The organism is Epibacterium ulvae, from assembly GCF_900102795.1.
Taxonomy (GTDB): domain Bacteria; phylum Pseudomonadota; class Alphaproteobacteria; order Rhodobacterales; family Rhodobacteraceae; genus Epibacterium; species Epibacterium ulvae.
Window position 1 is genome coordinate 35,318 of sequence record NZ_FMWG01000014.1, and the last position, 26,237, is coordinate 61,554.

The 26,237-nt window shown below is 49.7% G+C and carries 26 protein-coding genes; 12 read left to right on the forward strand and 14 right to left on the reverse strand.

All coding sequences use genetic code 11. The features are described from left to right. Positions 1–196 precede the first annotated feature (196 nt). Entirely contained in the window at positions 197–1,069 is an 873-nt protein-coding gene (locus BLP79_RS17005) for a ribokinase (protein WP_090220898.1), read from the reverse strand. A 6-nt stretch (positions 1,070–1,075) separates the two neighbouring features. Beyond that, a complete protein-coding gene (locus BLP79_RS17010) occupies positions 1,076–3,331 on the reverse strand; it encodes an NADP-dependent malic enzyme (protein ID WP_090220899.1) in 2,256 nt (751 codons plus the stop codon). 163 nt (positions 3,332–3,494) lie between these two features. Between BLP79_RS17010 and mutS the strand changes: the two genes are divergently transcribed. Next, positions 3,495–6,113, forward strand: coding sequence for a DNA mismatch repair protein MutS (gene mutS / locus BLP79_RS17015; protein WP_090220900.1), 2,619 nt, complete (start codon positions 3,495–3,497; stop codon positions 6,111–6,113). Positions 6,114–6,185: 72 nt separating this feature from the next. Here the strand turns inward: mutS and BLP79_RS17020 are convergent, their stop codons facing one another. After that, positions 6,186–6,746: a nucleotide exchange factor GrpE gene (locus BLP79_RS17020; protein WP_090220901.1), complete on the reverse strand. Its 561-nt coding sequence runs from the start codon at positions 6,744–6,746 to the stop codon at positions 6,186–6,188. A gap of 9 nt (positions 6,747–6,755) precedes the next feature. Further along, positions 6,756–7,820 carry a heat-inducible transcriptional repressor HrcA gene (gene hrcA, locus BLP79_RS17025; RefSeq protein ID WP_090220902.1) on the reverse strand — a complete coding sequence of 355 codons (1,065 nt, stop codon included), beginning with the start codon at positions 7,818–7,820 and terminating at the stop codon, positions 6,756–6,758. Between the two features lie 146 nt (positions 7,821–7,966). Here hrcA and rph point away from each other — a divergent pair, with 146 nt between their 5' ends. From rph to BLP79_RS17045, 4 genes are read left to right on the forward strand one after another with little or no spacing between them, the layout of a single operon-like run. Then, positions 7,967–8,680, forward strand: coding sequence for a ribonuclease PH (gene rph / locus BLP79_RS17030; RefSeq protein ID WP_090220903.1), 714 nt, complete (start codon positions 7,967–7,969; stop codon positions 8,678–8,680). Continuing rightward, the gene (gene rdgB, locus BLP79_RS17035; RefSeq protein WP_090220904.1) at positions 8,677–9,291 is read left to right on the forward strand and encodes an RdgB/HAM1 family non-canonical purine NTP pyrophosphatase; all 615 of its coding nucleotides are present in this window, start codon (positions 8,677–8,679) and stop codon (positions 9,289–9,291) included. The genes rph and rdgB overlap by 4 nt, the downstream gene beginning before the upstream one ends. Continuing rightward, entirely contained in the window at positions 9,284–10,438 is a 1,155-nt protein-coding gene (gene hemW / locus BLP79_RS17040) for a radical SAM family heme chaperone HemW (protein ID WP_090220905.1), read from the forward strand. The genes rdgB and hemW overlap by 8 nt, the downstream gene beginning before the upstream one ends. Position 10,439: 1 nt before the next feature. Then, the gene (locus BLP79_RS17045) at positions 10,440–10,793 is read left to right on the forward strand and encodes a YbaN family protein (RefSeq protein ID WP_090220906.1); all 354 of its coding nucleotides are present in this window, start codon (positions 10,440–10,442) and stop codon (positions 10,791–10,793) included. Here BLP79_RS17045 and BLP79_RS17050 read toward each other — a convergent pair. From BLP79_RS17050 to BLP79_RS17080, 7 genes are all read right to left on the reverse strand, one after another. Continuing rightward, positions 10,783–11,682, reverse strand: a complete 900-nt coding sequence (locus BLP79_RS17050; protein ID WP_090220907.1) for a ParB/RepB/Spo0J family partition protein — start codon at positions 11,680–11,682, stop codon at positions 10,783–10,785. The genes BLP79_RS17045 and BLP79_RS17050 overlap by 11 nt on opposite strands. Positions 11,683–11,698: 16 nt before the next feature. Beyond that, positions 11,699–12,508 (reverse strand): ParA family protein, encoded by an 810-nt coding sequence (locus BLP79_RS17055; protein WP_090220908.1) that lies wholly within the window; start codon positions 12,506–12,508, stop codon positions 11,699–11,701. Continuing rightward, positions 12,501–13,115: a 16S rRNA (guanine(527)-N(7))-methyltransferase RsmG gene (rsmG, locus tag BLP79_RS17060; protein ID WP_090220909.1), complete on the reverse strand. Its 615-nt coding sequence runs from the start codon at positions 13,113–13,115 to the stop codon at positions 12,501–12,503. Before rsmG ends, BLP79_RS17055 begins: the two co-directional genes overlap by 8 nt. Then, positions 13,112–14,986, reverse strand: a complete 1,875-nt coding sequence (mnmG, locus tag BLP79_RS17065; RefSeq protein WP_090220910.1) for a tRNA uridine-5-carboxymethylaminomethyl(34) synthesis enzyme MnmG — start codon at positions 14,984–14,986, stop codon at positions 13,112–13,114. The genes rsmG and mnmG overlap by 4 nt, the downstream gene beginning before the upstream one ends. 12 nt (positions 14,987–14,998) lie before the next feature. Continuing rightward, entirely contained in the window at positions 14,999–16,285 is a 1,287-nt protein-coding gene (mnmE, locus tag BLP79_RS17070) for a tRNA uridine-5-carboxymethylaminomethyl(34) synthesis GTPase MnmE (protein WP_090220911.1), read from the reverse strand. A gap of 31 nt (positions 16,286–16,316) precedes the next feature. Continuing rightward, entirely contained in the window at positions 16,317–17,588 is a 1,272-nt protein-coding gene (gene rho, locus BLP79_RS17075; RefSeq protein ID WP_090220912.1) for a transcription termination factor Rho, read from the reverse strand. 126 nt (positions 17,589–17,714) lie between these two features. Beyond that, positions 17,715–18,170 carry a CopD family protein gene (locus BLP79_RS17080; protein ID WP_090220913.1) on the reverse strand — a complete coding sequence of 152 codons (456 nt, stop codon included), beginning with the start codon at positions 18,168–18,170 and terminating at the stop codon, positions 17,715–17,717. A gap of 412 nt (positions 18,171–18,582) precedes the next feature. Between BLP79_RS17080 and BLP79_RS17085 the strand changes: the two genes are divergently transcribed. From BLP79_RS17085 to dnaQ, 4 genes are read left to right on the forward strand one after another with little or no spacing between them, the layout of a single operon-like run. Further along, positions 18,583–19,182: a Maf family protein gene (locus BLP79_RS17085; protein ID WP_090220914.1), complete on the forward strand. Its 600-nt coding sequence runs from the start codon at positions 18,583–18,585 to the stop codon at positions 19,180–19,182. Further along, on the forward strand, positions 19,179–20,012 hold the full coding sequence (locus BLP79_RS17090; protein WP_090220915.1) for a shikimate dehydrogenase: 834 nt from the start codon (positions 19,179–19,181) through the stop codon (positions 20,010–20,012). The genes BLP79_RS17085 and BLP79_RS17090 overlap by 4 nt, the downstream gene beginning before the upstream one ends. Then, positions 20,009–20,602, forward strand: a complete 594-nt coding sequence (coaE, locus tag BLP79_RS17095) for a dephospho-CoA kinase (RefSeq protein ID WP_090220916.1) — start codon at positions 20,009–20,011, stop codon at positions 20,600–20,602. The genes BLP79_RS17090 and coaE overlap by 4 nt, the downstream gene beginning before the upstream one ends. Then, positions 20,595–21,326, forward strand: a complete 732-nt coding sequence (gene dnaQ, locus BLP79_RS17100) for a DNA polymerase III subunit epsilon (protein WP_090220917.1) — start codon at positions 20,595–20,597, stop codon at positions 21,324–21,326. The genes coaE and dnaQ overlap by 8 nt, the downstream gene beginning before the upstream one ends. 51 nt (positions 21,327–21,377) lie before the next feature. On the opposite strand, the gene secB is transcribed toward dnaQ, so the two are convergent. Together secB and BLP79_RS17110 are read right to left on the reverse strand one after the other, a co-directional pair. Continuing rightward, the gene (gene secB / locus BLP79_RS17105) at positions 21,378–21,887 is read right to left on the reverse strand and encodes a protein-export chaperone SecB (RefSeq protein ID WP_090220918.1); all 510 of its coding nucleotides are present in this window, start codon (positions 21,885–21,887) and stop codon (positions 21,378–21,380) included. Between the two features lie 88 nt (positions 21,888–21,975). Further along, positions 21,976–22,488 (reverse strand): FxsA family protein, encoded by a 513-nt coding sequence (locus BLP79_RS17110; protein WP_090220919.1) that lies wholly within the window; start codon positions 22,486–22,488, stop codon positions 21,976–21,978. Between the two features lie 113 nt (positions 22,489–22,601). Here BLP79_RS17110 and BLP79_RS17115 point away from each other — a divergent pair, with 113 nt between their 5' ends. The 3 genes from BLP79_RS17115 to BLP79_RS17125 are packed head-to-tail and all read left to right on the forward strand — an operon-like array spanning position 22,602 to position 24,907. Continuing rightward, positions 22,602–23,258: a Tim44/TimA family putative adaptor protein gene (locus BLP79_RS17115; protein ID WP_090220920.1), complete on the forward strand. Its 657-nt coding sequence runs from the start codon at positions 22,602–22,604 to the stop codon at positions 23,256–23,258. Next, complete coding sequence (gene mltA / locus BLP79_RS17120; RefSeq protein ID WP_090220921.1) at positions 23,255–24,310, forward strand: murein transglycosylase A; 1,056 nt, start codon at positions 23,255–23,257, stop codon at positions 24,308–24,310. Before BLP79_RS17115 ends, mltA begins: the two co-directional genes overlap by 4 nt. Next, the gene (locus tag BLP79_RS17125; RefSeq protein WP_090220922.1) at positions 24,311–24,907 is read left to right on the forward strand and encodes a Smr/MutS family protein; all 597 of its coding nucleotides are present in this window, start codon (positions 24,311–24,313) and stop codon (positions 24,905–24,907) included. A gap of 10 nt (positions 24,908–24,917) precedes the next feature. Here BLP79_RS17125 and hslU read toward each other — a convergent pair whose 3' ends face one another. Beyond that, a complete protein-coding gene (gene hslU, locus BLP79_RS17130) occupies positions 24,918–26,228 on the reverse strand; it encodes an ATP-dependent protease ATPase subunit HslU (protein WP_090220947.1) in 1,311 nt (436 codons plus the stop codon). Between the last annotated feature and the right edge of the window lie 9 nt (positions 26,229–26,237).

Sequence of the window (26,237 nt, forward strand, 5' to 3'; positions counted from 1 at the left end):
TGCACGTATATATATTTTTTATAAATACCTAATAACGCTATGACTAAGCTGGAGGTTTTCGAAAATATAGAGACAATGAAATTGCTGTCGTCAACCAAATTAGAGGTTCGATCACGCAGGTCTCTGGTGGGTCGTTGAACGCAGGCCGCTTCATACATGATCTTCAAAACTTATAGTAAGCGGCCTGAAAATAGGATCACAACTTGGCTTTGTTGACCTCATCAAGGGTCGGGATTACATCCGCCGTACCATGGCGCATCACCATCAATGCTCCTGCAACACTTGCTTGTGCCATGGCTTCTTCCATCGATAATCCTTGATCCAATCCCGCCAGTACATAACCCGTGAACGTATCTCCGGCCCCGGTGGTATCCACAGCCGTTACCGCATGTGCAGGAACATCCCTAACCGTTCCTGAAGCACCTTTGATATGACGTGCCCCTTTTGAGCCAAGAGTGATGATCACATCATCCACGCCCAGCGCATCAGGCGCTTTCCCGGTGCTGGCTTCAAGCTGCTGTGCTTCAATCTCGTTCAGGATCAGAAAATCAAGATTTGTCAGAACAGCTGCAACCGCCTCCGCTTCAAACGGTGCGGCTGCGTAGCAAACCCGCATACCCTTTTCGCGGGCATAGCCCACCGCCTCGGACTGCAAGTTGGTTTCGTTCTGACAGATAAACGTGTCACCGGGACCCGCCATTGATAAAGCCTGTTTCAGATCTACTTCCTGCAACGCTCTGTTTGCTCCGGGATAGAGAATGATTTGATTTTCACCTCCCGGTTCAACAGCAATGATTGCATGACCTGTCACTGTCTCTGATCGCGCCACATGGGCGGTATCAACATCAAAACTGGCCAGCCTGTCATAGGCCCAGTCGCCATCGGGCCCTACCCCACCGATATGGTGCACAACACTGCCCGCACGCTGCGCAGCAACGGACATATTTGCGCCTTTGCCACCCAAAAACCGCGAGAAGTTCTGCGCTGCAAGAGTCTCCCCTGCCGCAGGCATATGCGGCAGGGAATAGATCATATCCAGGTTAATAGAGCCGAGATTCCAGATCGCCATTCAGGATCACCCAATGTTGCTGGCAGCAAGCACCGCCATGTTCAGGATATCATTGGTGGTTGATGTGGTTGAACAGATCTGGATTGGCTTATCAACGCCTGACAAGATTGGGCCAATCACGGTTGCTCCCCCCATTTCTTGCATCAGCTTCACCGAAATCGAAGCCGAGTGGCGTGCAGGTACGATCAGGATATTTGCCGGGCCGGACAGGCGCTGGAACGGGTAAGCCTCTTGTGCCTGTGCATTCAATGCAACATCCACTGTCATCTCACCTTCATACTCAAAATCAACGCCGCGTTGATCCAAAACGGATGGCGCACGGTGCATTTTTTCAGCACGCTCAGACACTGGATAGCCAAAGGTCGAGAAACTGACAAAAGCCACACGTGGATCAAGACCCATATGGCGTGCAACACCCGCCGCGCGTTCGGCAATATTTGCCAAATCATTTTCATTGGGCCATTCATGCACCAATGTATCCCCGATCAGCACAATCCGCCCCTTTTGCAGCAGCGCTGTAACACCCGCCGCTCCATGATCAGCATCGGCATCAAACACATGGTTGATCCGGTCTAAAACATGTGCAGATTTCCGTGTTGCACCAGTCACAAGACCATCGCCATGCCCATGGGCGAGCATCGCCGCTGAAAAGACGTGACGATCCCGTCCAACCAAGCGATGCACATCTTTCTGATCAAAGCCTTTGCGCTGCAGGCGGTCGTAGATGAAATCTTTATAGAGATCGAAATGTGGCGTGTTGGCTGCATTCACAACCTCCAACTCGCGTGCGGCGTCTTCTAGCCCGGCTTCTGCCAGCTTTTGTTTCACATCATCGACACGGCCCACGACAATTGCTTTGCCGAAGCCAGAACGCTGGTAGGTCACGGCAGCGCGCAAGACCCGTGGATCATCTCCTTCCGCAAAGATCATGCGACTTTGAGAAGCGCGCGCGCGCGCATTCAAGCCGCGCAAAATCGAAGCTGTTGGATCCATACGGCTTTTCAAGTTCAGCTCGTATGCGTCCATGTCGATGATTGGGCGGCGCGACACACCCGTTTCGATCCCTGCCTTAGCAACCGCGGGAGGAATGCGATGAATCAAACGCGGGTCAAACGGAGTAGGGATAATATAGTCACGACCAAAAGAGAGCGATTTGCCATAGGCCAATGCCACCTCATCCGGCACATCTTCGCGCGCAAGTTTCGCCAAGGCATGGGCACAGGCAATCTTCATCTCGTCGTTAATTGCGCGGGCATGAATGTCCAGAGCACCCCGGAACAGATAGGGAAAGCCTAGAACGTTGTTTACCTGATTTGGATAGTCAGAACGCCCAGTGGCCACGATCGCATCAACGCGAACCTCATGTGCCTCTTCTGGTGTGATTTCCGGGTCTGGATTGGCCATCGCAAAGATCACTGGATTGTCCGCCATGGATTTCACCATGTCTTGGGTCACGGCCCCTTTAACAGACACGCCAAGGAAAACGTCTGCGCCCACCATAGCCTCTTCTAAAGTGCGCAGTTCAGTGGTGACAGCATGGGCTGATTTCCATTGATTCATCCCCTCGGTACGGCCTTGGTAAATCACACCTTTGGTGTCACAGACGATGCAGTTCTGATGGCGCGCGCCCATCGATTTCAACAGCTCAATACAGGCGATCCCCGCAGCCCCTGCACCGTTGAGGACGATTTTCACATCCTCGATCTTTTTGCCAGACAGGTGTAATGCGTTCAAAAGCCCTGCGGCGCAGATTACTGCAGTGCCGTGCTGATCATCATGGAAGACAGGAATATCCATCTCTTCCTTGAGCTTCTGCTCAATAATAAAACACTCAGGCGCTTTGATGTCTTCAAGATTGATACCACCGAAAGTAGGGCCCATCAGCTTTACCGCATTGATGAAGGCGTCAGGGTCTTCGGTATCCAATTCGATATCAATAGAGTTCACATCGGCAAAGCGTTTGAACAGAACCGATTTCCCTTCCATCACCGGTTTTGAGCCCAGCGCACCCAGATTTCCAAGACCCAAAACCGCGGTTCCGTTTGAAATCACTGCAACCAGATTGCCTTTGTTGGTGTAATCATAGGCTGTTTCGGGATTTTCTGCGATTGCCTCACATGGCACAGCCACACCGGGCGAATAGGCCAGTGAAAGATCCCGCTGCGTCGTCATTGGAACAGTTGCATTGATCTCCCATTTTCCGGGAGTTGGGTCCAAGTGAAACGCTAGCGCTTCTTCTTTGGTGATCTTTGTTTTGGCCATGGGGTCTGGGTGTCCTCTCCTACATGCTTCACTCATAGACCAGCAGGCAGAACCTCTCAATCCGGCATGATGAGTTTAGCGCTCACAGTTCAATGCCAGTTACGGGTTTTCCTTAGTGTCAGGTCACAGTAGAACCATCTACATAGAGTTTGGGGGAAAACCTATGGCTGTTACGCCCATGATGGCACAATATCTAGAGATCAAAGCTGCGCACCCTGATGCGCTCCTATTCTATCGAATGGGTGATTTCTATGAGATGTTTTTTGACGATGCGGTCAACGCTGCAGAAGCACTGGATATTGCTCTCACCAAACGAGGCAAGTTGAACGGTGAAGACATCCCCATGTGCGGTGTGCCAGTCCATGCAGCCGAAGGGTATCTGCTTTCTCTCATCCGCAAAGGATTTCGTGTGGCTGTCGGTGAACAACTTGAAAGCCCAGCAGAAGCCAAAAAACGCGGATCTAAATCAGTCGTAAAACGCGATGTTGTGCGTCTAGTGACACCCGGTACGCTTACAGAAGATTCCTTACTAGAAGCGCGCAGACACAATTTTCTTGTGGCTTATAGTGAAGTGCGCGATCAAGCTGCACTGGCCTGGGCAGATATATCGACCGGTGCGTTTCACGTGATGCCTCTCACCGCAGTCAGACTATCACCTGAACTTGCCCGTCTGGCGCCATCTGAACTAATTGTTTCGGAAGGTGCCTCTTTCGAAACAACACGCCCCTTGGCAGATGAATATCGCATTCCAATCACCCCATTGGGTAAAGCCAGCTTTGACAGTTCGTCAGCAGAACGTCGGGTTTGCAACCTATTTAACGTCAGTGCATTAGATGGATTTGGCACGTTCAGCCGCGCCGAAATCTCTGCAATGGGCGCATTGATCGACTATCTGGAGATCACGCAAAAAGGTAAATTGCCCCTGCTGCAACCGCCAGTGCAAGAAGCCGAAGATCGCGTAGTTCAGATCGACGCTGCCACACGGCGCAATCTGGAGCTGACGCGCTCGCTGTCTGGCGGACGCACAGGCTCGCTGCTTGCTGTGGTTGATCGCACCGTGACACCAGGCGGCGCACGTTTGCTGGAACAACGGCTTTCAAGCCCCTCGCGCAATATGGATGTCATCCAATCACGCCTTGCGGCTGTGGATTTCGCCGTTGATCAAAGCCCGTTGTCACAACGCCTGACCGAAGCTTTACGCAAAACACCCGATCTGGACAGGGCACTCTCACGTCTTGCACTTGATCGTGGCGGGCCACGCGATCTGGCAGCCATTCGCAATGCGTTGACGCAGGCAGAGATTATCGCAAATCTTTGCACGCCCCATGAGCTTCCACAACTTACGGCCAATGCCGTTAGCAGTTTGCTTGGCTTTGATGAATTACTTGCTCTGCTAGACACCGCCCTTATCGCAGAGCCTCCCCTACTTGCACGTGATGGTGGTTTCATCGCATCAGGGTATGAGCCGGAACTTGATGAAGCGCGTACCTTGCGGGATGAGGGGCGCTCTGTCATCGCTGGCTTTCAGCAGAAATATGCAGAGCAGACGGGTATCACATCACTGAAAATCAAGCATAACAATGTGCTTGGCTATTTCATCGAAACAACCGCAACCCATGCTGACAAGATGATGTCGCCCCCACTGTCCGAAACCTTCATACACCGTCAAACAACGGCCAATCAGGTCCGTTTCACGACAGTTGAACTGAGCGAGATAGAGACCCGTATCTTAAATGCAGGAAATCTGGCATTAGAGATCGAAAAACGGCTCTATACAGGACTATCAGAGGCCATTCTTATACAGGCTGCAGGCCTGAACCAGACTGCACGCGGCCTTGCAGAATTGGATCTGGTTAGTGCCTTAGCGGATCTTGCAATTGCTGAAAACTGGTCGCGCCCTAAGGTCGATAATAGCCGTACCTTTGATATTTGCGGTGGTCGGCATCCCGTTGTTGAACATGCGTTACGGCAGCAAAATGGAGCTCCTTTTGTGGCCAATGATTGCGATCTGAGCGCAGAAACCGGCGCTGCTGTATGGCTGCTCACCGGTCCAAACATGGCGGGTAAATCGACCTTCTTGCGCCAGAATGCCCTAATCGCGGTTCTTGCACAAATGGGCAGCTATGTACCCGCAGAACGTGCCCATATTGGATTAATCAGCCAATTGTTCAGCCGTGTTGGTGCCTCTGATGATCTCGCACGTGGGCGTTCAACCTTCATGGTGGAAATGGTAGAAACCGCGGCGATTTTAAATCAGGCCGACGCACGGGCACTGGTTATTTTGGATGAAATCGGACGTGGAACCGCGACCTATGATGGGCTCTCTATCGCTTGGGCCACGTTGGAACACCTACATGAAACCAACCAATCCCGTGCGTTGTTTGCCACCCATTATCACGAGCTCACGCAGCTTGCGACAAAACTGCAAGGTGTCGAAAACGCGACGGTTTCAGTGAAAGAATGGGAAGGCGAAGTGATCTTTCTACACGAGATCAAGAAAGGCGCGGCAGATCGATCTTATGGGGTTCAGGTTGCGCAGCTGGCAGGATTGCCGGCGAGTGTCGTTGCGCGTGCACGCGATGTTCTGGATATGCTCGAAAACGGTGCAACCCCCAAAATCCAGATCGATGATTTACCACTGTTTGCAGCGGTAGCCCCTACGCAGGTGAAAACAGCGACCTCAGCCTCAGACACACTTTTAGACACCATCAATCCTGATGAGTTGTCTCCACGTGACGCGCTAGAGATGCTGTACAAACTTAAAGACCTGAAAACAAAATAGCGGCCCGAATACATACATCAGACCGCTATCTATAGTTTGGAAGCTATCTGAGGCGGTGGAGCCTCAGATCCGTTAGGCAGGTGTGGATGACACGCCAACCTGCGCCGGCCGCAGCAAGCGGTCGTGCAGCATAAAGCCTTCGGCAGAAACCTGAATGATGTCGCCGGCTTTGGTGCCCGGCACAGGCGCTTCAAACATGGCTTCATGGAACTGCGGATCAAACCGGTCCCCTACTGCTGGGGTGATCACCTGAATTCCATGCTTTTCAAACACACCAACAAGTGCACGCATTGTCAGCTCAACGCCTTCGATCAAAGCAGCAGAGACTTCACGCTGCTCATCTGTTGCAGCTTCCAAAGCCCGTTTCAGGTTGTCATAGACAGGAAGCATATCCCGCGACAGTTTTGAGCCACCATATTGCTCTGCTTCGCGACGCGCCTTGTCACCGCGCTTACGTGCATTTTCAGCATCTGCCAATGCGCGCATAAAGCGATCTTTATACTCATCACGTTCCGCACGCAGGCTGTCGATTTCCAGATCGCCCTCGTCGATCTCATCCGTCAGCTCTGCCAACTCTTCCGCTTCCGCAGTTGCGATATCATCCAGGAAATCTTCGTTTTTCGGCTCTGCCATGTTTCACCTCTAGCTCCGGTCAGACAATAATTTGCCCACCAGTTGTGCCGTGTAATCCACAATCGGCACGATTCGTCCGTAATTCAGGCGCGTCGGGCCAATGACCCCCACCGCACCAATGATCTTTCGATCCGAGTTCATATAGGGAGACACCACCAAAGAGGAACCCGAAAGTGAGAAAAGTTTGTTCTCAGAGCCAATAAAAATGCGCACACCTTCGCCTTCTTCGGTTAATTGCAGAAAATCTGCGATATCCCGCTTGCGTTCAAGGTCATCAAAGAGGTGCCGCATCAGTTCCAGATCCGCCTCAGCATCATTTTCGGCCAATAGATTTGAGCGACCACGCACAATCAGGCGTGCATCTTCGGAATCATCATTGTCCCAAACCGCAAAACCACTTTCAATCAACTCGCCGGCGAGCGAATCAATCTCTTGGCGGCGCTTCTGGATTTCGCTTTGAACATCACGCCGCGCTTCGCTAAGCGTGCGCCCTTCGATCAACGCATTCAGGAAATTCGCAGCCTCTCGCATTGAACTGGGCGTCTGACCAGGCGGTGGTGTAAAAAGACGATTTTCGACCTGACCATCTGAAAACACCAAAACAACAAGGGCCCGATCAGGTGCGAGAGAGACAAATTCGATATGTCGAATCTCAGCCTCATGTTTTGGGGTCAACACCAGAGAAGCTCCTTGTGTGACTCCTGATAACGCAGCACCAACCTGATCCAGCATCGCGCCCACATCGCCGGCATTTTGGCCCATTGTGGCGTCTATTTTTTGTTGATCCTGACGGTCGAGATCTCCGACCTCAAGAAGGCTATCCACAAACATACGCAACCCCATTTGGGTTGGCACCCGTCCTGCGGACACATGTGGACTGTCAAGAAGACCCAAGTATTCCAGATCCTGCATAACATTACGCACTGTCGCCGCACTGATCTTTTCGCTCAATGATCGGGTCAAGGTACGACTGCCGACCGGACCGCCACTGTCCAGATAGGTTTCAACCACGGCGCGGAACACATCGCGAGAGCGATCGTTCATGTCACTCAGGATGCTTTCTGCGTCATTCATGATTTGCCACACCGATATTAGATCTGCTCTGTCATCTACGTAGAATAAACAGCAATGTCAGCAAGCCAAGCCTGAAATTCATGATCCGTGCTTGCATCCGCGCCGACGCCAAGGCTATCCCAAGCGCAGTAGATAAAGGATTACCGATGCGACCCTCCGGACGACAGCTTGATGAAATGCGTTCTGTTTCTTTTGAAACCGGCTTTACCAAACATGCAGAAGGCTCATGCCTGATCAAAATGGGTGATACCCATGTGTTGTGCACCGCAACCCTTGACGAGCGCGTGCCACCCTTCATCAAGGGATCGGGTTTGGGTTGGGTGACTGCAGAGTATGGAATGCTGCCCCGTGCAACCAACACACGGATGCGTCGCGAAGCGGCCAGCGGTAAACAAGGCGGCCGTACCGTAGAAATCCAGCGCCTGATCGGGCGCGCGCTCCGCGCCGGCGTGGATCGCGTCGCCTTGGGTGAGCGTCAGATTACCATCGATTGCGATGTCCTGCAGGCAGATGGTGGCACGCGCTGTGCGTCTATCACGGGTGGTTGGGTCGCTTTACGTCTGGCTGTGAATAAATTGATGAAAGCCGGCGACGTGAAAATTGATCCTTTGGTAGATCCCGTGTCAGCGATCTCATGTGGTATCTATGCAGGTCAACCTGTTTTGGACTTGGATTACCCCGAAGATTCAGAAGCCGGCGTGGATGGGAACTTTATCATGACCGGCAGTGGCAACCTGATCGAGGTTCAAATGTCCGCCGAGGGATCTGTCTTCTCACGGGATCAAATGAACCAACTGATGGATCTGGCCTCAAAAGGCACATCTGAACTGGCTGAAATGCAAAAGGCGGCCTGCGCATGACCCGTAAATTTGAAGGCGACCAGCTACTGGTCGCCACACACAACAAAGGTAAGCTGTCTGAAATGAAGACACTGCTGCAACCTTATGGCGTGACGGTTGTTGGCGCGGCTGAGATGAACCTCCCCGAGCCTCCAGAAACCGAGGACACCTTTGTTGGAAATGCACGTATCAAAGCTCATGCCGCTGCAAAAGCTACTGGCCTACCAGCTCTGTCTGATGACTCTGGTATCACAATTGATGCACTAAATGGGGCACCTGGTGTCTATACAGCTGATTGGGCTGAAACAGGTGAAGGCCGCGATTTCATGATGGCCATGACACGCGCGAATACTGAATTAGACGCAATCAACGCCCCCCTGCCCCGGACTGCTCAGTTTCGCTGCACGCTGGTTCTTGCCTGGCCAGACGGACATGATGAAGTCTTTGAAGGCGTCATGCCCGGTCAATTGGTCTGGCCCATTCGTGGCGCACACGGCTTTGGCTATGATCCAATGTTTCAACCCGATGGTGAAATCATCACATGTGCTGAGATGGCTCCAGAAGATAAACACAAGATCAGCCACCGAGGCCGCGCCGTAACTGCTTTCGTCAAAGGATGCTTCAGTGGATGACTGGCGTAACGGGGGCTTCGGCCTGTATGTCCATTGGCCATTCTGCCAAGCCAAATGCCCCTATTGCGATTTTAACAGCCACGTCGTTTCTCATATTGATCAAAGCCGTTGGGCAGATGCCTATATCATCGAACTCGAACGCCATGCGGAACAGCTAAAGGGTCGAGTTTTGAACTCGATCTTTTTTGGCGGTGGCACACCGTCTTTGATGCACCCAGATACTGTTGCGACAGTCATTGAAAAAGCGCGTTCCATCTGGCCCTTTGCCAATGACATTGAAATCTCATTAGAAGCAAACCCCGGGTCAGTTGAGGCTGGACGCTTTGCCGGCTATCGCGACGGCGGTATCAACAGAATTTCAATGGGCGTTCAGGCACTCAACGGCGAGGATCTACGGCGTCTTGGTCGTATCCATTCAGTTGCAGAAGCTAAAACAGCTTTTGACACCGCACGTTCTATCTTTGATCGGGTTAGCTTTGATCTGATTTATGCCCGACAAGGACAGAGCCTAGAGGACTGGCGGCTGGAACTGAAAGAGGCCCTATCTATGGCGATAGATCATCTGTCTCTTTACCAACTGACAATCGAGGACGGCACCGCATTTGGCGATAGATATGCACGTGGTAAACTTCGTGACCTGCCAACGGATGATACTGCTGCAGACATGTATCAAGCGACACAAGACATCTGCGCAAACTATGATATGGTCGGATATGAAATTTCAAACCACGCCAAAGCCGGCGCTGAATCGCGACACAATCTAATCTACTGGCGCTATGGAGACTATCTGGGTATCGGGCCTGGTGCACATGGTCGTTTATCTTTGAATGACACAAAGATCGCGACTGAGTGCCATCGCGCTCCTGGAGCTTGGTTAGACGCTGTCAAAAATGGCTCCGGAATATCATCAACCGAAACGCTAACACCCCAAGACAGCGCTGTTGAATTTTTGATGATGGGCCTTCGCTTAAAAGAAGGTATTGATATGCACCGCTATACACAGCTTTCTGGAACATCTCTGCCCGCTGCTGGCGTCCAACACCTTGTCGATATGGGAATGGTAACTACCTGTAAGGAGAGATTGGCCGCGACAGACAAAGGTCGTGCGGTTTTAAACGCTGTATTACGCGAACTTTTACTGGATTAATATGCGGGTTCTTTATTCAGCTTTAGGCTGCCTTTGTGTAGCCCTTGCAGCGATTGGTGCAGCCCTGCCCCTACTGCCAACCGTGCCATTTCTACTCCTCGCGACGTTCTTCTTTGCACGTTCCTCAGAACGCTTACACACCTGGCTTATTGGACACGCAACCTTTGGTCCAATGATTGAAGACTGGCAAAGCTCTGGTGTAATCCGCCCAAAAGCAAAAATAGCGGCAACCGTATCAGTTGCCGCTGCTTTCAGTCTATCGCTTGCTTATGGGCTTTCACTGCATCTTTTACTAATCCAAGCCACCACATTAAGCGTCGTATTACTGTTTATATGGACACGCCCTAACGGCTAAGCAAATTGCAAAGCTCATCCAATTGATCCAGATCGTTATATGAGATCGTAACTGAACCAGATTCTTTGCCTGGCGTGTGATCAATAGAGACTTGCATCTTTAAGGTTGCTGATAGGTCACCTTCCAATGCGCGCGTATCTGCATCTTTATCATCAGATGGTTTTGATCGACGTTTCGCAGCTGGCCTATCCCCTGTTACATCTTTCTTTACCAAAGCTTCGGTCGCGCGAACCGACAAGCCACCTTTAACGATCTTTTTGGCAAGATCAGATGCATTATCAGATGTGATCAATGCGCGCGCATGGCCTGCAGACAATTGACGTTCATGAACCAACTGTTGCACATCGTCAGGCAGGTGAAGCAACCGGACAAGATTGGCGATATAACTCCGGCTCTTCCCCAGTGCTTCCGCCATCTTCTCTTGTGTGTGGCCAAATTTTTCCATGAGCTGCTTGTAGCTCATCGCTTCTTCCATAGCATTTAGATCAGCACGTTGAATGTTTTCGATGATAGCAACTTCCATCATCTCAACATCAGAATAGTCGCGGATCAGAACCGGAACTTCGTGGAGTTTAGCACCCTGAGCAGCTCTCCAGCGACGTTCACCCGCAACGATCTCATACATTCCACCGGGTCGTGGACGCACGATCAGCGGCTGCAAAACGCCTTTTTCCCGGATCGATGCTGTCAGATCATCCAGATCTTCTTGAAGGAATTGCCGACGTGGCTGATCAGGATTTGCACGTACCTTTTCAATCGGGACCAATACTTCTGCATTCCGCGGCGCTTGCGTCGCGGTGCTCACGGGTTCAGGATTTACGTCTGCCATCAATGCCGATAGTCCCCGTCCAAGGCCACGGGGCTTTCCCTTTTCTTTTTCTTTTGCCATTAGTGCCTCCGTACGGCTAGGCCGCTATATTTTGATGCTTAGTCAACATTTCGCCTGCCAATTCACGATATGCCTTAGCACCTGTAGAATTGGTATCGTAACTGAGAACAGGTAACGCAAATGAAGGTGCTTCGCTGACACGTACATTGCGCGGAATTTTTGTCTCGAATACCAACTCTCCAAGGTTATCCCGTGCGTCTTGTTCAACCTGCAATGAAAGATTATTACGACGATCATACATCGTCAAAACGACACCTTCGATCCGAAGGTTTGGATTGGCTGATTGGCGCACATCCCGAATGGTGAGCATCAATTGTGATACCCCTTCTAGTGCGAAGAATTCACTCTGCAACGGAATCAACACTGAATCTGATGCAACCATTGCATTGACTGTCAGCAGATTCAGCGAAGGCGGGCAATCAATCAGGATATAATCCCATTCATATTCTTCCATTAGCGGCTGACGTAATGCATCATGCAAAAGGAAACTGCGTTTTTCATTTGCAAACAGTTCAATATCCGCTGAACTCAAATCGATCGTTGATGGAATAATTGCAAGATCGTCAATTTCTGTCTGACGAATTACATCAGCTAAGGGCGCATCTTCTACCAACAGATCATATGTGGTACGAATCCGATCCGGCGTTTCAATACCCAATCCAGTTGATGCATTCCCTTGAGGATCCAGATCGACAACCAGAACACGTAAACCACTTTCAACAAGTGCTGCTGCGAGATTGATTGTTGTCGTCGTTTTCCCTACACCACCTTTTTGATTAGCAACCGAAATGATGCGTGGCCCATATGGGCGGGAAAAATCAGACACGAGCGATCCCCTGAATTTTTAAAATAACCGCTTTTGGTTCGGTTTCACTTCTAATGCTTTCGCAATCAAACTGCCATCGCTCTCTTGCGTTATCCACTTCTTTTTTCCAAGTTTGCCCTTTGGGGAAAAGAGCCACACCATCCTTCGCAAGATGTCGCTCACAAAATTCAAAAAGAAGGCTTAAATCTGCAAGTGCACGAGCTGACAACACATCTGCGCACATTGCATCAACGTGCTCAATACGCTTACTAACAACGTTTATGCTTATACCGCATTCCCGCGCGACGTTTCGAAGGAATGCAGATTTACGTTGATCACTTTCTATCAAGGTAAATTTCGTATTTGGACTTATCTCATGAGCAAGGATTGCAGAAACGACGCCAGGGAAGCCGCCTCCGCTGCCGATATCTACCCAATTTTCAGAAAAATCTACTGAACGAAAAACTTGAACTGAATCTTGAATATGTCGCGTCCACAGATCCGTAAGGCTGTTTTTTGAAACAAGGTTGATCTTTGGGTTCCATTTAATGATGGTTTGTTCAAAGATCTGAAGTCTTTCAAATGTTTCACGTGAAACATTTAAACGTTCGTGCCAATCCTCGTTCATACCGCACGTGCCTTATTAATATTATCACGCTTTAAACGCGCCAGAAGCAATGCCAACGCCGCTGGAGTCACGCCTTCAACACGTGAGGCTTGCGCCAGACTTTCAGGTTTAGCACGGGTCAGCTTTAACTTCACTTCATTTGATAATCCATCAACAATGTCGTAATCAAAATCGACAGGTATACGATATCCTTCGTCTCGTTTCATCGCAGCAATTTCTTTTTGTTGCCGCGTAATGTAATGCGCATACAGTGCGTCACGCTCAACTTGCCGGCGGATATCGCTGGATGTATCGGACAATTCAGGCAGCAGCGCTATCAAATTTTCAAAATTCACATCAGGAAATGCCAAAATAGCCGTGCCAGTCCGCTTATTTCCGTCTTGATTTACTTTGATACCCACTCTTTGAATTTGGGTAGGTGTAAAAATCTGACGATCTAAAACATCCCTCGCCTTCGTCAACTGGTCCATCTTCTCACCAAACAATGCCTTGCGTGCATCAGAGACACAGCCAAGTTCAACACCTGTAGGAGTCAATCTTTGGTCCGCATTGTCAGCACGTAGTGAAAGCCGGAATTCTGCTCTTGATGTAAACATACGATAGGGTTCGGAAACCCCATTTGTTGTTAAATCATCAATCATCACGCCAATATAGCTATTTGATCTACAAAATACGAACGGTTCCTTATTCAAGCAACTTAAAGCAGCATTTAATCCCGCGACCATCCCCTGCGCTGCAGCTTCCTCATATCCCGTCGTTCCGTTGATCTGCCCCGCTAGATACAATCCTGGAATATCTTTTAAAGACAGTTGCGAGGTAAGCGTACGTGGGTCGATGTAATCATACTCAATTGCATATCCCGGTTGCAGAATTTTAGCATTCTCCAGACCAAAGATAGAACGTACATAATCATATTGAACATCTTGAGGTAGGCTCGTCGAAATACCATTGGGGTAAATAGTATGATCATTCACTCCCTCTGGTTCTAGAAATATCTGATGAGATGTCTTTTCAGAGAAGCGTACGATCTTATCTTCTATAGAGGGGCAATAGCGCGGACCAACACCATCGATATGTCCCCCATACATTGCTGAGCGTTCCAAATTTTCTCGGATGATATCATGCGTCTTCTGGTTCGTGTGCGTTATTCCGCAGCTTACCTGCTTCGCAGAAAGCCGCTTGGTCATGAATGAGAAAAATACAGGATCATCATCTCCTGGCTGAGAATCCAGTACATCCCAGTTGATAGTACGGCCATCTAACCGTGGTGGCGTACCAGTTTTCAATCGACCGAGTGGTAATTTAAAACTGTCGAGCCGTTCTGCCAATTTGATCGAAGGCTTATCTCCCATACGACCGCCAGGCCGCGAGACATCCCCTATATGAACAACACCGCGTAAGAACGTCCCGGAAGTCAGAATTACACTCTTTGAAGAAATCTCGCTACCATCTGCCAATTGAACACCAGAAACGTGTCCTTTTATCATAATAAAATCAGTAACTTCACCTTCGACTATATCAAGGCTTTCCTGATTTTCAGTAGCACGCAGCATTTCGGATTGATAAATGGCCCGATCAGATTGTGCGCGTGGGCCTTGAACAGCTGGTCCTTTACGTCGATTTAGAAGCCTAAATTGGATACCTGCTAAATCAGCAATTTTCCCCATCACACCATCAAGAGCGTCAATTTCGCGAACCAAATGCCCCTTACCCAGGCCGCCAATGGCCGGATTGCACGACATCACTCCAATTCCAGCACGCTTGAGCGTCACCAACAGAGTACGAACACCTAAACGAGCAGATGCATGAGCTGCTTCAGTTCCAGCATGGCCGCCACCGACAACGATCACATCGTAATCTGAATGTTTCACGTGAAACACTCCTTATTTTCCAAGACAAAAACTAGCAAAGATCTCATCGAGAAGATTTTCAACCCCTACCCGCCCTACAAGCATTTCTAGAGCGCGGATCGCAGATCTCATTTCTTCTGCAGCAATATCATATAACTCTGGGCCGTTTTGTAAAATCTGCTTGGCTTCGTTTAACGCTGCTAGGGCAGAATTCATAGCGTCTTTATGACGTGCGCGTGTTGCAATACCTGCAGAAGCAGCACGTAGTTTCAATTGGCTAGAAATATCTGCAACAAGCTGATCTACGCCTTCGCCGGTTTTACCCGAAATGGTATTCCCAGCTTCAGGTCTGATATCTGCCTTTGGTAACAAACGGATATCCCCTTTTTGAACGGTAATATCCAATATCTCATTTTCCTCTACGAGGAAAACACGAAGATCAGCGGACACCGCTCTGTTCTTTGCCCGTTCAATACCAAGACCTTCTACATGGTCATCCGTTTCGCGCAGGCCAGCCGTGTCCAATAGCGTTACAGGCAAGCCTTCCAAATCCATACTTACTTCAATGATATCCCGTGTAGTGCCCGCAAATTCTGACGTGATAGCAGCATCGCGCCCAGCAAGTGCATTCAGCAGTGTTGATTTTCCAACATTCGGTGCTCCAACGATCGCAACTTCAAATCCGCTTCTAATGCGCTCAGCTATTCGAACGCCAGCGGTTTCCCTCTCTAAGTCCAATATAACAGAAGACAATAGAGCTGATACCTCTGGTGTTACATCAATAGGAACGTCTTCGTCTGCGAAATCAATTGTAACTTCGATCAAAGAGGCTGCACGAATTAAATCTGCACGCCATTTTTCGGCCAATTCTCCAAGTGCGCCGGCAAGGATAATCTGTGCTTGTTTTCTTTGTGCCTCAGTCTCGGCATCAATAAGATCGGCAAGACCTTCAACTTGGGCGAGATCAAGTTGCCCATTTTCTAAAGCACGCCGCGTAAACTCACCTGGTTCAGCAATCCTTGCATCGGAACAACTTTCCAAGGCTTTGAGAACTGCAGATACAACAGCTATGCCGCCATGTATCTGAAATTCTACAATATTTTCACCGGTAAAACTTTTAGGTGCTTCAAAAGTAAGAACCAGAGCTTCATCTAGGACTTGGCCGGCTTCATCGATCAGAACCCGCAATCCTCTACCAGATTTAGGTAGGGGTTTCACACAAAGTGCCCGTGCCGTTTCAAAGGCTAGTGATCCAGAAATACGAATAACAGCAACGCCGGCCTTGCCTTGGGCAGTGGCCAGCGCGAAAATTGTATCCATGATGCCGTCGTCCTCTCTTGCCGGCGATAGGCTAGGTGTTCATCGAATCGAAAAACTCACCATTGCTCTTGGTCTGCTTCAATTTAGACAACAAGAATTCGATGGCATCCGTTGTCCCCATTGGATTGAGAATACGACGTAGTACAAATGTCTTTGCCAAGTCGCCTTTATCAACCAAAAGATCTTCCTTACGGGTTCCAGATTTAAGGATATCAATGGCTGGGAAGACGCGTTTGTCGGCAATCTTACGATCCAGAACGAGTTCAGAGTTACCAGTTCCTTTGAACTCTTCAAAGATAACTTCATCCATGCGGCTACCGGTATCAATCAGCGCCGTCGCGATGATGGTCAAAGACCCACCTTCTTCGATATTACGAGCTGCACCAAAGAACCGTTTAGGGCGTTGCAAAGCATTTGCATCAACACCACCTGTAAGTACTTTACCTGAAGAAGGCACCACAGTGTTGAAGGCTCTACCAAGTCTTGTTATCGAATCAAGAAGAATAACTACATCTCGTTTATGCTCGACAAGACGTTTTGCTTTTTCAATTACCATCTCAGACACTGCAACGTGACGTGTTGCCGGCTCATCGAAGGTTGAGGAGACGACCTCACCCTTCACTGAGCGCTGCATATCTGTGACTTCTTCCGGGCGTTCATCGATCAAGAGAACGATCAAGTAGCACTCAGGATGATTTTTTTCGATTGAGTTTGCGATATTCTGTAGAATGACCGTTTTACCAGTCCGCGGTGGCGCAACGATCAGCGAACGCTGTCCCTTACCGATAGGGGCAACAAGATCAATGACACGAGCCGATTTGTCTTTGATCGTTGGATCTTCGACTTCCATCTTCAGGCGCTCTTCTGGGTAAAGCGGCGTGAGGTTGTCGAATGCAATCTTATGGCGGGCTTTTTCAGGCTCTTCAAAGTTGATTGCAGTGACGTTTATCATCGCAAAATACCGCTCATTTTCGAGCGGCGCTTTGATCAACCCTTCAACAGTATCCCCTGTACGCAAAGACCACTGACGGATCATATCTGGTGATACATAGATATCATCAGGGCCCGGAAGGTAGTTCGCTTCTGGAGAGCGTAAAAAGCCAAACCCGTCTTGCAGAACTTCCAAAACACCATCGCCGGCGATCTGCCATCCCTCATCGGCGCGTTCGCGCAGAATCTGGAACATCATCTCACCTTTACGCATAGTAGATGCGTTTTCGATCTCCAGCTCTTCGGCCATTGCAAGCAAGGCTTTTGGGCTTTTTGCTTTGAGATCAGCAAGATTCAGGGTTTGAACGGTCATCAGAATACGGCCTTTGCTGCCCTATATCAGGGGGCGTCATCACAGAAATAATGGAAAATACGGTTACCCGAACGGGGCCGTTTGAACCACTTCATAAGCATTCAAACGGTATGAGTCAAACCGTGATCAAAATTTGAAAATTACAGAAACCACAATAACAACCATCAAAACGGTAGGGACTTCGTTCATCATACGATATTGTCGCCCCGTTAGTTTGTTGCGTCCTCTTTCAAAATCTTTGTGGCGATAGATTAGCCAATGATGGAACCATGTCATCGCTATGACGCTGACACCCTTCGTATAGGGCCATAGAGTGCTCCAATCGACTATTCCCGGGGTTATCACCATGAAAAGTCCTGCAAGCCACGTCACGACGCTTGCAGGACGCATGATCACTCTTAGCAATTTGTCTTCCATGACAAGAAAGACAGGTTTGCACTCTTGAACCTTCTCAGCCTGTTCCACGTGGTAGACGAAGAGACGAGGAAGATAGAATAGCCCTGCCATCCAAGAAATCACTGCCATGATATGAAGCGATTTTGCATATGGATAGAGCGTATAAAGTAAGTCTGTCAGATCCATAGGTTCGTTTTCTCGTCCATGATCACTCCCTTAAATAAATATATATATTTTAAGAAGATGATGTTTTTGTAGGTAAGGCCAATTTCCGTGGATAATTGAGTCTTCCTTTTGCTTATCCCCAGTGTGGGTAAGATTCCAGAACATGTTTCTGATTCTGTGCGCGACTCATCTTTTGAGCCTTAAGAATAAGTTAGTTTGAATTTTCGACTCAGCCGGCCGAATCTGGGGATAACTACGGGGGGAATCGCCGGCGAATCCTTTTTCCCGGATTTTTGAGTTATCCTCATCCACGAAGGGCGAATCTGCCGGCGAATGGGGCGAGATTTTCGAACTATCCAAGGGTTGCCATTTTGGAGCAGATTCATACAAACCATCCTGAAACCATTTCAATGTTGCACACGGGGTTTTCCACATGTCTGCCCACATCGTTCTGGCGTCTGGATCCGAGATCCGTGCCACTTTGCTGAAAAATGCCAAGGTTCCTTTTGAGGTACAGCCAGCACGTGTGGATGAGAGCAGTCTTAAACAGGCATTGCTGGCTGAAGGAGCAAGCCCGCGTGATATTGCCGATGCGCTTGCAGAAACAAAAGCTCGAAAAGTAAGCGGAAAGCACCCCGGGAAAATGGTATTGGGATGTGATCAAGTTCTTGATTTTGAAGGGTTAATTTTTTCAAAGTCAATGTCTGAAGAGGATGCGTTGCAACACTTGCGGCAGATGAGAGGAAAACGCCATAGCTTGCTGTCTGCAGCGGTCATATATAAAGACGGTGAACCGATATGGCGGCATGTTGGTCAGGTTCGGCTGCGCATGCGTATGAGTTCTGATAAATACCTGAAAGACTATGTAGCGCGTAACTGGCCAAGTATCCGGGAGTCCGTCGGAGCATATCAACTTGAAGAAGAAGGCGTTCGGCTGTTTTCCAGCATTGAAGGAGATTACTTTAATGTTTTGGGGTTACCGCTGTTGGAGCTTTTGAACTATCTCGCACTGCAAGGAGTGATTGAGCAATGAGCGACGCCAGAATTCCCCTCGCCGGCGTAATCGGCAATCCGATTGCGCATTCACGGTCGCCTTTGTTGCACAATCACTGGCTCAAAACCTATGGGATCGCCGGCCACTACGTGCCGCTTCATGTCGAAGAGAAAGATCTTGAACGGGTTATTCGGACGTTGCCCAAGGCTGGCTTTGTCGGGGCAAATGTGACGATCCCGCATAAAGAGGCGTTGATGGACATCGCTGATCAGGTCACGGATCGCGCAAAACTCATGGGTGCGGCGAACACGCTTATTTTCCGCACGGATGGGAAAATTCTGGCTGATAATACTGATGGGTACGGATTTATAACCAATCTTGCCCAGGGCGCACCAGATTGGGATCCAACATCGGGACCAGCAGTTGTATTTGGTGCCGGCGGTGCGTGCCGCGCCGTGATTGCATCTTTGCTTGAAGCCGGCGTGCCCGAAATCATTCTGACAAATCGCACCCGCGAACGAGCTGAGCAGTTGCAATCGGATTTTGGTAAAAAGATCCGGGTAGAAGACTGGGTTCAGGCGGCGAATATTGTTGAAGAGGGCAAACTGGTCGTTAATACAACTTCTTTGGGTATGGTTGGAAAATCACGGTTACGTATTCCTTTAGATGGCTTGCAGCCAGATGCTGTTGTGACTGATCTGATCTATACACCTCTAGAAACCAATCTGTTGGCAACTGCTCGGGAAATTGGTTGTACCACAGTGGACGGTTTGGGCATGTTATTGCATCAGGCAGTACCGGGATTTGAGCGTTGGTTTGGGAAACGCCCAGAGGTTGATGAAGCAGCCCGCGCGGCTGCGTTGGCATGAGTTTTTGCCTTGGTCTCACTGGTTCGATTGGCATGGGAAAATCCACAACAGCCCGTATGTTCAAATCAGCTGGTTGCGCTATTTGGGATGCGGATCAGGCAGTACATCGCTTGTATGAAAAATACGGTGCTGCTGTTGCGCCAATTGCAGCTGCCCTGCCCGAGGCGATCACTGACAACACAGTTGATCGGCGCAAGCTACGTGATCTCATTACCCGTGATTCAACTGTATTGGTGCAATTAGAAACGATAGTGCATCCATTGGTTCAGGCGGATCGCAAGACATTTAGGGATCAGGCACCGGCTGAGGTTTTGGTTTTTGATATTCCCCTTCTTTTTGAAACTGGTGCAGAGATCGAAATGGATGCAGTAGCCTGTGTTCATGTGTCAGCAGAGCGACAAAAAGAACGCGTTCTTGCACGTGGAACTATGACGGAAGTGCAATTTCAAAAGATCCTTGAGAAGCAGATGCCAATATCGGAAAAATTGACCCGCTCAGAGTTTCACATTGAAACGGATACGCTGGACCATGCACAGAAACAGGTAGAAGATATTCTGACACAGATCAGAAAACGGATTTCTCATGCGTGAAATTGTATTGGATACAGAGACAACCGGTTTTGATCCTGAATCCGGTGATCGGATTGTAGAGATCGGGGCAGTTGAACTGTTGAATCATATGCCAACAGGTGAAACCTACCACGTTTACATTAATCCTGAACGTTCAATGCCGGCTGAGGCTTTCGGTGTGCATGGTATTGGACCTGATCTATTGGAGCCTCCGCAGCCACCAGAACCCGGAGCAGTCACCCTGCGTGATAAGCCAGTTTTTGCTAAGATCGGCCGGGGATTTTTGGATTTTGTACGTGATTCAAAAATGGTGATCCACAATGCCAGCTTTGATATGAAATTTCTCAATGCTGAGCTGCGCTGGATGGGGCTGCCGCAGCTTCCAATGGAGCAGGCGTTAGACACCTTAGCGATTGCCCGCAAACGTTTCCCTGGCTCGCCGGCAACACTTGATGCGCTGTGCCGACGGTTTAGCATCGATAATTCCAATCGGACATTGCACGGGGCTTTGCTCGACTCGGAAATTCTTGCAGAGGTCTATCTTGAACTGATTGGTGGACGACAACCAGATTTCGGGCTGTCGGCAACGGCTGGCGCAGGTGGTGGTACGATTTCAGATGATTGGCGCCCCGAACCACGTTCAACGCCCCTGCCCTCACGTCTGAGCGCAGAAGAAAAATCTGCGCATGATGCGTTTGTTGAAAAACTCGGCGACGATGCACTTTGGAAAACGTTGGGTGCGTAAATAAAAACGCTGCTGAAAAAACAGCAGCGTTTCCATAATTAACGTGAATTTTTAGGCCTGTGCGGCCGGAGCCGTTGCTGCAGCTTGTTGGCGGCGTGCCAATTCATTCCGGTAGATTGCCACAAAATCGATGTTGTCGAGATTGAGAGGAGGGAAACCGCCGTCACGAGTGATGTCTGACACAATGCGACGCAGGAATGGAAACAGCATCCGTGGGCATTCGATCATCAAGAACGGGTGCATTTGGTCCTCTGGGATGCCGGCGATGTTGAAAATACCAACATATTCCAGCTCCAACATGAACAGGGTGTTTTCGTCGGCTTTGTTTTTAGAGGTAATCGTCAGTTTGGTGATGACTTCGTATTGGTTTTCAGCCGAGCGTTTTTTCGCATCGAGCGCAACCTGTACGTTCACATCAGGTTGAACATCACCACCGGTGCCTTTTTGTGCCATGACGTTTTCAAATGACATGTCACGGATATATTGGCCCAAGATGTTCATTTGTACTTGTGGCTGTTGTTGCGCCTGTGCGGGTTCTGCGGCGCCATTTTCTTCGGCCATGTTTAGCTCCTAAACGATAAATTTGCCGTTTGCTTAACAGTTTGACATCCATATCTCAACGGTTGCGGAAGCGCTGTGTGAATGAGGCTTACTTCTCGTGGTCAACCCATTTTGAAGGAGTATTGGGATCATGATGTGGTGTCAGATCTTCAAAGTCACCATCAATCACGTCATCACGACCTTGAGGTCGCGTATTTGGTTTAAAACCGCTGTTTTGGCTGTGAAACTCTTGAGAACCCATTTGAAATTTCGCCACGTTGATCCGTTTACGCAGAAATTTATAGATGGCTTCACGGCCCTTTGGGACCAGAAGCGTGAATCCCACAGCATCCGTAAAAAAGCCAGGTGTCAGCAATAATGCGCCGGCAAAAAGGATCATGGCGCCATGTGCCAAAGGTTCAGCGGGATCAGATAGGGTTTGAAATGAGTTGCGCATCTGACCCATTGCCATTTGTCCCTGCGCTTTTACCAATTTTGCGCCCAGAACCGCTGTTAGAATAACGATTAAAAGGGTGGGCCACAGGCCGATTAAGCCGCCAACCTGAATAAACAGAGCGATTTCGATCACTGGAACCAACAAAAAGGCCAAAAAAAGATACATCAGGGTTTCCTTAGTTGATGCGTGCTAAGGTAGACTTGCTCTACCCTGTCCCCTACATAAGAGCAGAGCCTTCGGGTTTCAAACAAAGCACGAACACCCAGCATGAGGTAAATATGGAATCTCCTATGGTTTCGATTTTGGTTCTGGCCGGCATTGCCATCTTCCTGTTTCTACGCCTGAGAAGTGTTTTAGGCACTCGAGATGGTTTTGAAAAACCCCGTATGCCCGAACCAACAAGCCGCCGTGGTCAACCTGATCTAGAGGTGATCGAAGGTGGACCGGATAATGATATTACAGATCATGTTGCGGAAGGCAGCGCACAAGCCGACGCTTTGGCAGCGATGAAGCGGGTTGAACCCGGATTTGGTGTCAGCGATTTTGTTCAAGGCGCCCGTGGAGCCTATGAAATGATCCTGATGGGTTTTGAAAACGGTGAACTGAACGATATTCAGCCTTTTATTGCCGAAGACATCTTTGAAAGCTTTGTCGAAGCTGTATCACAGCGCGAAGATCAGGGTTTGTCTATCGAGGCAAACTTTATCGGTGTGCGTGAAACCACATTGCTGAATGCGACCTTTGATGAGACCACACGCATGGCGGAAGTCACAATGCGGTTTGTCGGCGAGCTGACCTCGGTTGTATATGATCGTGATGGCAATGTTGTTGAAGGTGATGCAAAAACTGTCAAAAAGCAAAAAGACACTTGGGTCTTTGCGCGTAATATGGGCGGTGATGATCCAAACTGGCAATTGGTTTCAACAGACGCATGATCTCTGCATTTCGGAAGGCCTTGGGCACCGCAGCGCTTTGCGGTGCAGCCCTTTGGGCCACATCCGAAGTGCGCGCTGAGACATCTTATAGATTGGCATCCTTTGATCAGCTTGACGGGTGGGCACAGGATGATCATGAAAAAGCTTTGGGGGCTTTTTTAGAAACTTGCCGGGATCTAAAAGCCTCAGATTGGCAATCGCTTTGCGCATTGGCCCAACAGCAACCGCCATCGGCCGCACGTTCTTTTTTTGAACTCTTCTTTCGTCCTGTTCTGATCGAAGACGGCAAACAAGCTTTGTTCACGGGGTATTTTGAACCTGAACTGCGTGGATCGCGTTATCGTGGTGGGCGGTATCAATATCCGGTCTATAAAATGCCCGCCGAAGCCCGTCGTGCAGGGACGTGGCTAACGCGGCGCCAGATTCTGACAAGCGGCGTTATGGAAGGGCGCGGGCTAGAGATAGCCTGGGTAGATGATCCAGTTGAATTGTTCTTTCTTCAGATTCAGGGATCAGGACGTATTCGTCTTCCTGATGGCCGCGTTATTCGCGTAGGATATGGTGGGGCAAATGGACATAATTATCGATCCATCGGGCAAGAGTTGGTACGTCGCGGTATCTACAATGCGCATCAGGTCAGCGCGCAGGTGATCCAGAACTGGGTGAAACGTAATCCTGCGGCCGGCCGTGAGCTGTTGTTTCACAATCCAACATACGTGTTTTTTCGCGAAGTCACTGGAGTAAAATCCAGCAAAGGGCCTCTAGGCGCGATGAATCGCTCGATCACTGCAATGCGTAGCGTTGCTATTGATCCCTCATATACGCCCTTGGGCGCGCCGGTTTGGGTTGAAAAGGATGGCGCACGTCATGTGCGGCAATTGATGATTGCTCAGGATACTGGATCAGCAATCAAAGGGGCACAGAGGGCAGATATTTTTATCGGAACGGGGAACCAAGCAGGCCAAGAGGCCGGAAAGCTGCGTGATCCTGGCCGCATGTTTGTGTTACTGCCCATCCAACGGGCCTATGCGCTGCTGCCGGAAGACCTTTGAATGACACGCCGAAAACTGACCGAAGAAGAGCTTGATCTGTGGAAGCAGGTCGCGCGTCAAACAGAGCGGTTGCATCCAGAACGCCCAAGTGTGTCTGCAGATCTGCCAACGGCATCAAAGCAGGGCAAGAAAAAGCAGCCGGTTGAGCCGCCACTTTTTGAAGTTTTTAAGGTCGGGAGTAAGGCAACACCATCCACGACGGGCCATCGTCTAAAACCTGCCGTTGCCAGTGCGCTTGCAGCGCACCCTGTTAAGATGGACGATAAAGCGTTTCGCAAACTGAAACGGGGTAAGCTAAAACCCGAAGGAAAGTTGGATCTGCATGGTATGCGGATTGATACGGCCCACCCTGCCCTTACGGGATTTATCCTAAGGTCACATGCTGCAGGAAAACGTTTGGTTTTGGTGGTAACGGGTAAGGGAAAAGACCGGGACGAGCCGGGACCAATCCCAGTGCCGCGTGGTGTGCTGCGCCACAATGTGCCGCAATGGCTTGCCTTGCCACCGTTGGTACAGGTTGTGTTGCAGGTGACGCCGGCTCATATCAGCCACGGCGGAGATGGGGCTTATTATGTTTATCTCCGCCGCAGTCGCTAGTTTTGGGTCGCTACAGTACGTAACGACTCAGATCTGAAGAGCGTGACAGTTCTCCCAGATTTTTGCGCACAAAGTCAGCATCAACTTTGACAGTTTCACCGCCACGGTCTGGTGCGCTAAAGGAAAGCTCTTCAAAGACGCGTTCAATTACGGTGTAAAGACGGCGTGCACCGATATTTTCGACGGTTTGATTCACCTCGGCTGCGATTTTAGCAAGAGCCGCAATTCCATCTTCTGTGAAATCTACGACAACCTCTTCGGTGCCCATCAAGGCTGTGTACTGGCGGGTCAGCGCGTTGTCGGTTTCTGTCAGAATGCGGACAAAATCTTCTTCTGTGAGGGGGCGTAGGTTCACGCGGATCGGTAAACGGCCTTGTAATTCAGGCAAGAGATCTGATGGTTTGGCGATGTGGAACGCACCGGATGCGATAAACAGGATATGATCGGTTTTCACTGGTCCATGTTTGGTGCTGACAGTGGTGCCTTCGATCAGCGGTAACAAATCCCGTTGGACCCCTTCACGGCTGACATCCCCACCGCGCGCATCTGATCGAGCGCAGACCTTGTCGATTTCATCCAAGAATACGATGCCGTTTTGCTCAACGGATTCAAGAGCGGTTTTGGTGACGGTTTCATCATCCAAAAGCTTGTCCGCTTCTTCTCCAATCAAGATGTCGTAGCTTTGTGCAACCGTCATCTTTTTCCGGGTGGTGCGCCCGCCCATGGCTTTTCCAAATAAATCGCCAAGGTTCATCATGCCCATATTTGCGCCAGGCTGTCCCGGTATTTCAAACATGCCACCCATGGGGTTTGAGGTATCCGCCAGATCAAGCTCGATTTCCGTATCATCCAGCTCGCCGGACTTTAGTTTTTTGCGGAACATATCAAGCGTGGCGGATCGTGCATCTTCGCCGGCGATTGCAGCCAGGACACGATCCTCGGCAGCTTTGTGCGCTTTGACTTTTACGTCTTCGCGCATCAATTCACGGGTTTGCAGGATAGCGGTGTCTACAAGATCGCGCACAATCTGTTCTACGTCGCGGCCGACATAGCCGACTTCTGTGAATTTGGTTGCTTCAACTTTCAAAAAAGGAGCACGCGCAAGCTTTGCCAGCCGGCGTGAAATTTCGGTTTTACCAACACCAGTGGGCCCAATCATCAGAATGTTCTTGGGGTAGACTTCATCGCGTAAATCATCAGGCAGTTGTTTGCGTCGCCAGCGGTTGCGTAAGGCTACAGAAACAGCTCGTTTTGCTTCGTTTTGGCCAATAATGAAACGGTCTAGTTCCGAGACGATTTCGCGAGGAGTGAGATCAGTCATAAGCATCCC

Bases quoted from the DNA above. Each gene is read 5' to 3' on its own strand.
- BLP79_RS17005 (WP_090220898.1), bottom strand. From the start codon at position 1,069: ATGGCGATCTGGAATCTCGGCTCTATTAACCTGGATATGATCTATTCC.
- BLP79_RS17010 (WP_090220899.1), bottom strand. From the start codon at position 3,331: ATGGCCAAAACAAAGATCACCAAAGAAGAAGCGCTAGCGTTTCACTTG.
- mutS (WP_090220900.1), top strand. From the start codon at position 3,495: ATGGCTGTTACGCCCATGATGGCACAATATCTAGAGATCAAAGCTGCG.
- BLP79_RS17020 (WP_090220901.1), bottom strand. From the start codon at position 6,746: ATGGCAGAGCCGAAAAACGAAGATTTCCTGGATGATATCGCAACTGCG.
- hrcA (WP_090220902.1), bottom strand. From the start codon at position 7,820: ATGAATGACGCAGAAAGCATCCTGAGTGACATGAACGATCGCTCTCGC.
- rph (WP_090220903.1), top strand. From the start codon at position 7,967: ATGCGACCCTCCGGACGACAGCTTGATGAAATGCGTTCTGTTTCTTTT.
- rdgB (WP_090220904.1), top strand. From the start codon at position 8,677: ATGACCCGTAAATTTGAAGGCGACCAGCTACTGGTCGCCACACACAAC.
- BLP79_RS17045 (WP_090220906.1), top strand. From the start codon at position 10,440: ATGCGGGTTCTTTATTCAGCTTTAGGCTGCCTTTGTGTAGCCCTTGCA.
- BLP79_RS17050 (WP_090220907.1), bottom strand. From the start codon at position 11,682: ATGGCAAAAGAAAAAGAAAAGGGAAAGCCCCGTGGCCTTGGACGGGGA.
- rsmG (WP_090220909.1), bottom strand. From the start codon at position 13,115: ATGAACGAGGATTGGCACGAACGTTTAAATGTTTCACGTGAAACATTT.
- mnmE (WP_090220911.1), bottom strand. From the start codon at position 16,285: ATGGATACAATTTTCGCGCTGGCCACTGCCCAAGGCAAGGCCGGCGTT.
- rho (WP_090220912.1), bottom strand. From the start codon at position 17,588: ATGACCGTTCAAACCCTGAATCTTGCTGATCTCAAAGCAAAAAGCCCA.
- BLP79_RS17080 (WP_090220913.1), bottom strand. From the start codon at position 18,170: ATGGATCTGACAGACTTACTTTATACGCTCTATCCATATGCAAAATCG.
- BLP79_RS17085 (WP_090220914.1), top strand. From the start codon at position 18,583: ATGTCTGCCCACATCGTTCTGGCGTCTGGATCCGAGATCCGTGCCACT.
- BLP79_RS17090 (WP_090220915.1), top strand. From the start codon at position 19,179: ATGAGCGACGCCAGAATTCCCCTCGCCGGCGTAATCGGCAATCCGATT.
- coaE (WP_090220916.1), top strand. From the start codon at position 20,009: ATGAGTTTTTGCCTTGGTCTCACTGGTTCGATTGGCATGGGAAAATCC.
- dnaQ (WP_090220917.1), top strand. From the start codon at position 20,595: ATGCGTGAAATTGTATTGGATACAGAGACAACCGGTTTTGATCCTGAA.
- secB (WP_090220918.1), bottom strand. From the start codon at position 21,887: ATGGCCGAAGAAAATGGCGCCGCAGAACCCGCACAGGCGCAACAACAG.
- BLP79_RS17110 (WP_090220919.1), bottom strand. From the start codon at position 22,488: ATGTATCTTTTTTTGGCCTTTTTGTTGGTTCCAGTGATCGAAATCGCT.
- BLP79_RS17115 (WP_090220920.1), top strand. From the start codon at position 22,602: ATGGAATCTCCTATGGTTTCGATTTTGGTTCTGGCCGGCATTGCCATC.
- mltA (WP_090220921.1), top strand. From the start codon at position 23,255: ATGATCTCTGCATTTCGGAAGGCCTTGGGCACCGCAGCGCTTTGCGGT.
- BLP79_RS17125 (WP_090220922.1), top strand. From the start codon at position 24,311: ATGACACGCCGAAAACTGACCGAAGAAGAGCTTGATCTGTGGAAGCAG.
- hslU (WP_090220947.1), bottom strand. From the start codon at position 26,228: ATGACTGATCTCACTCCTCGCGAAATCGTCTCGGAACTAGACCGTTTC.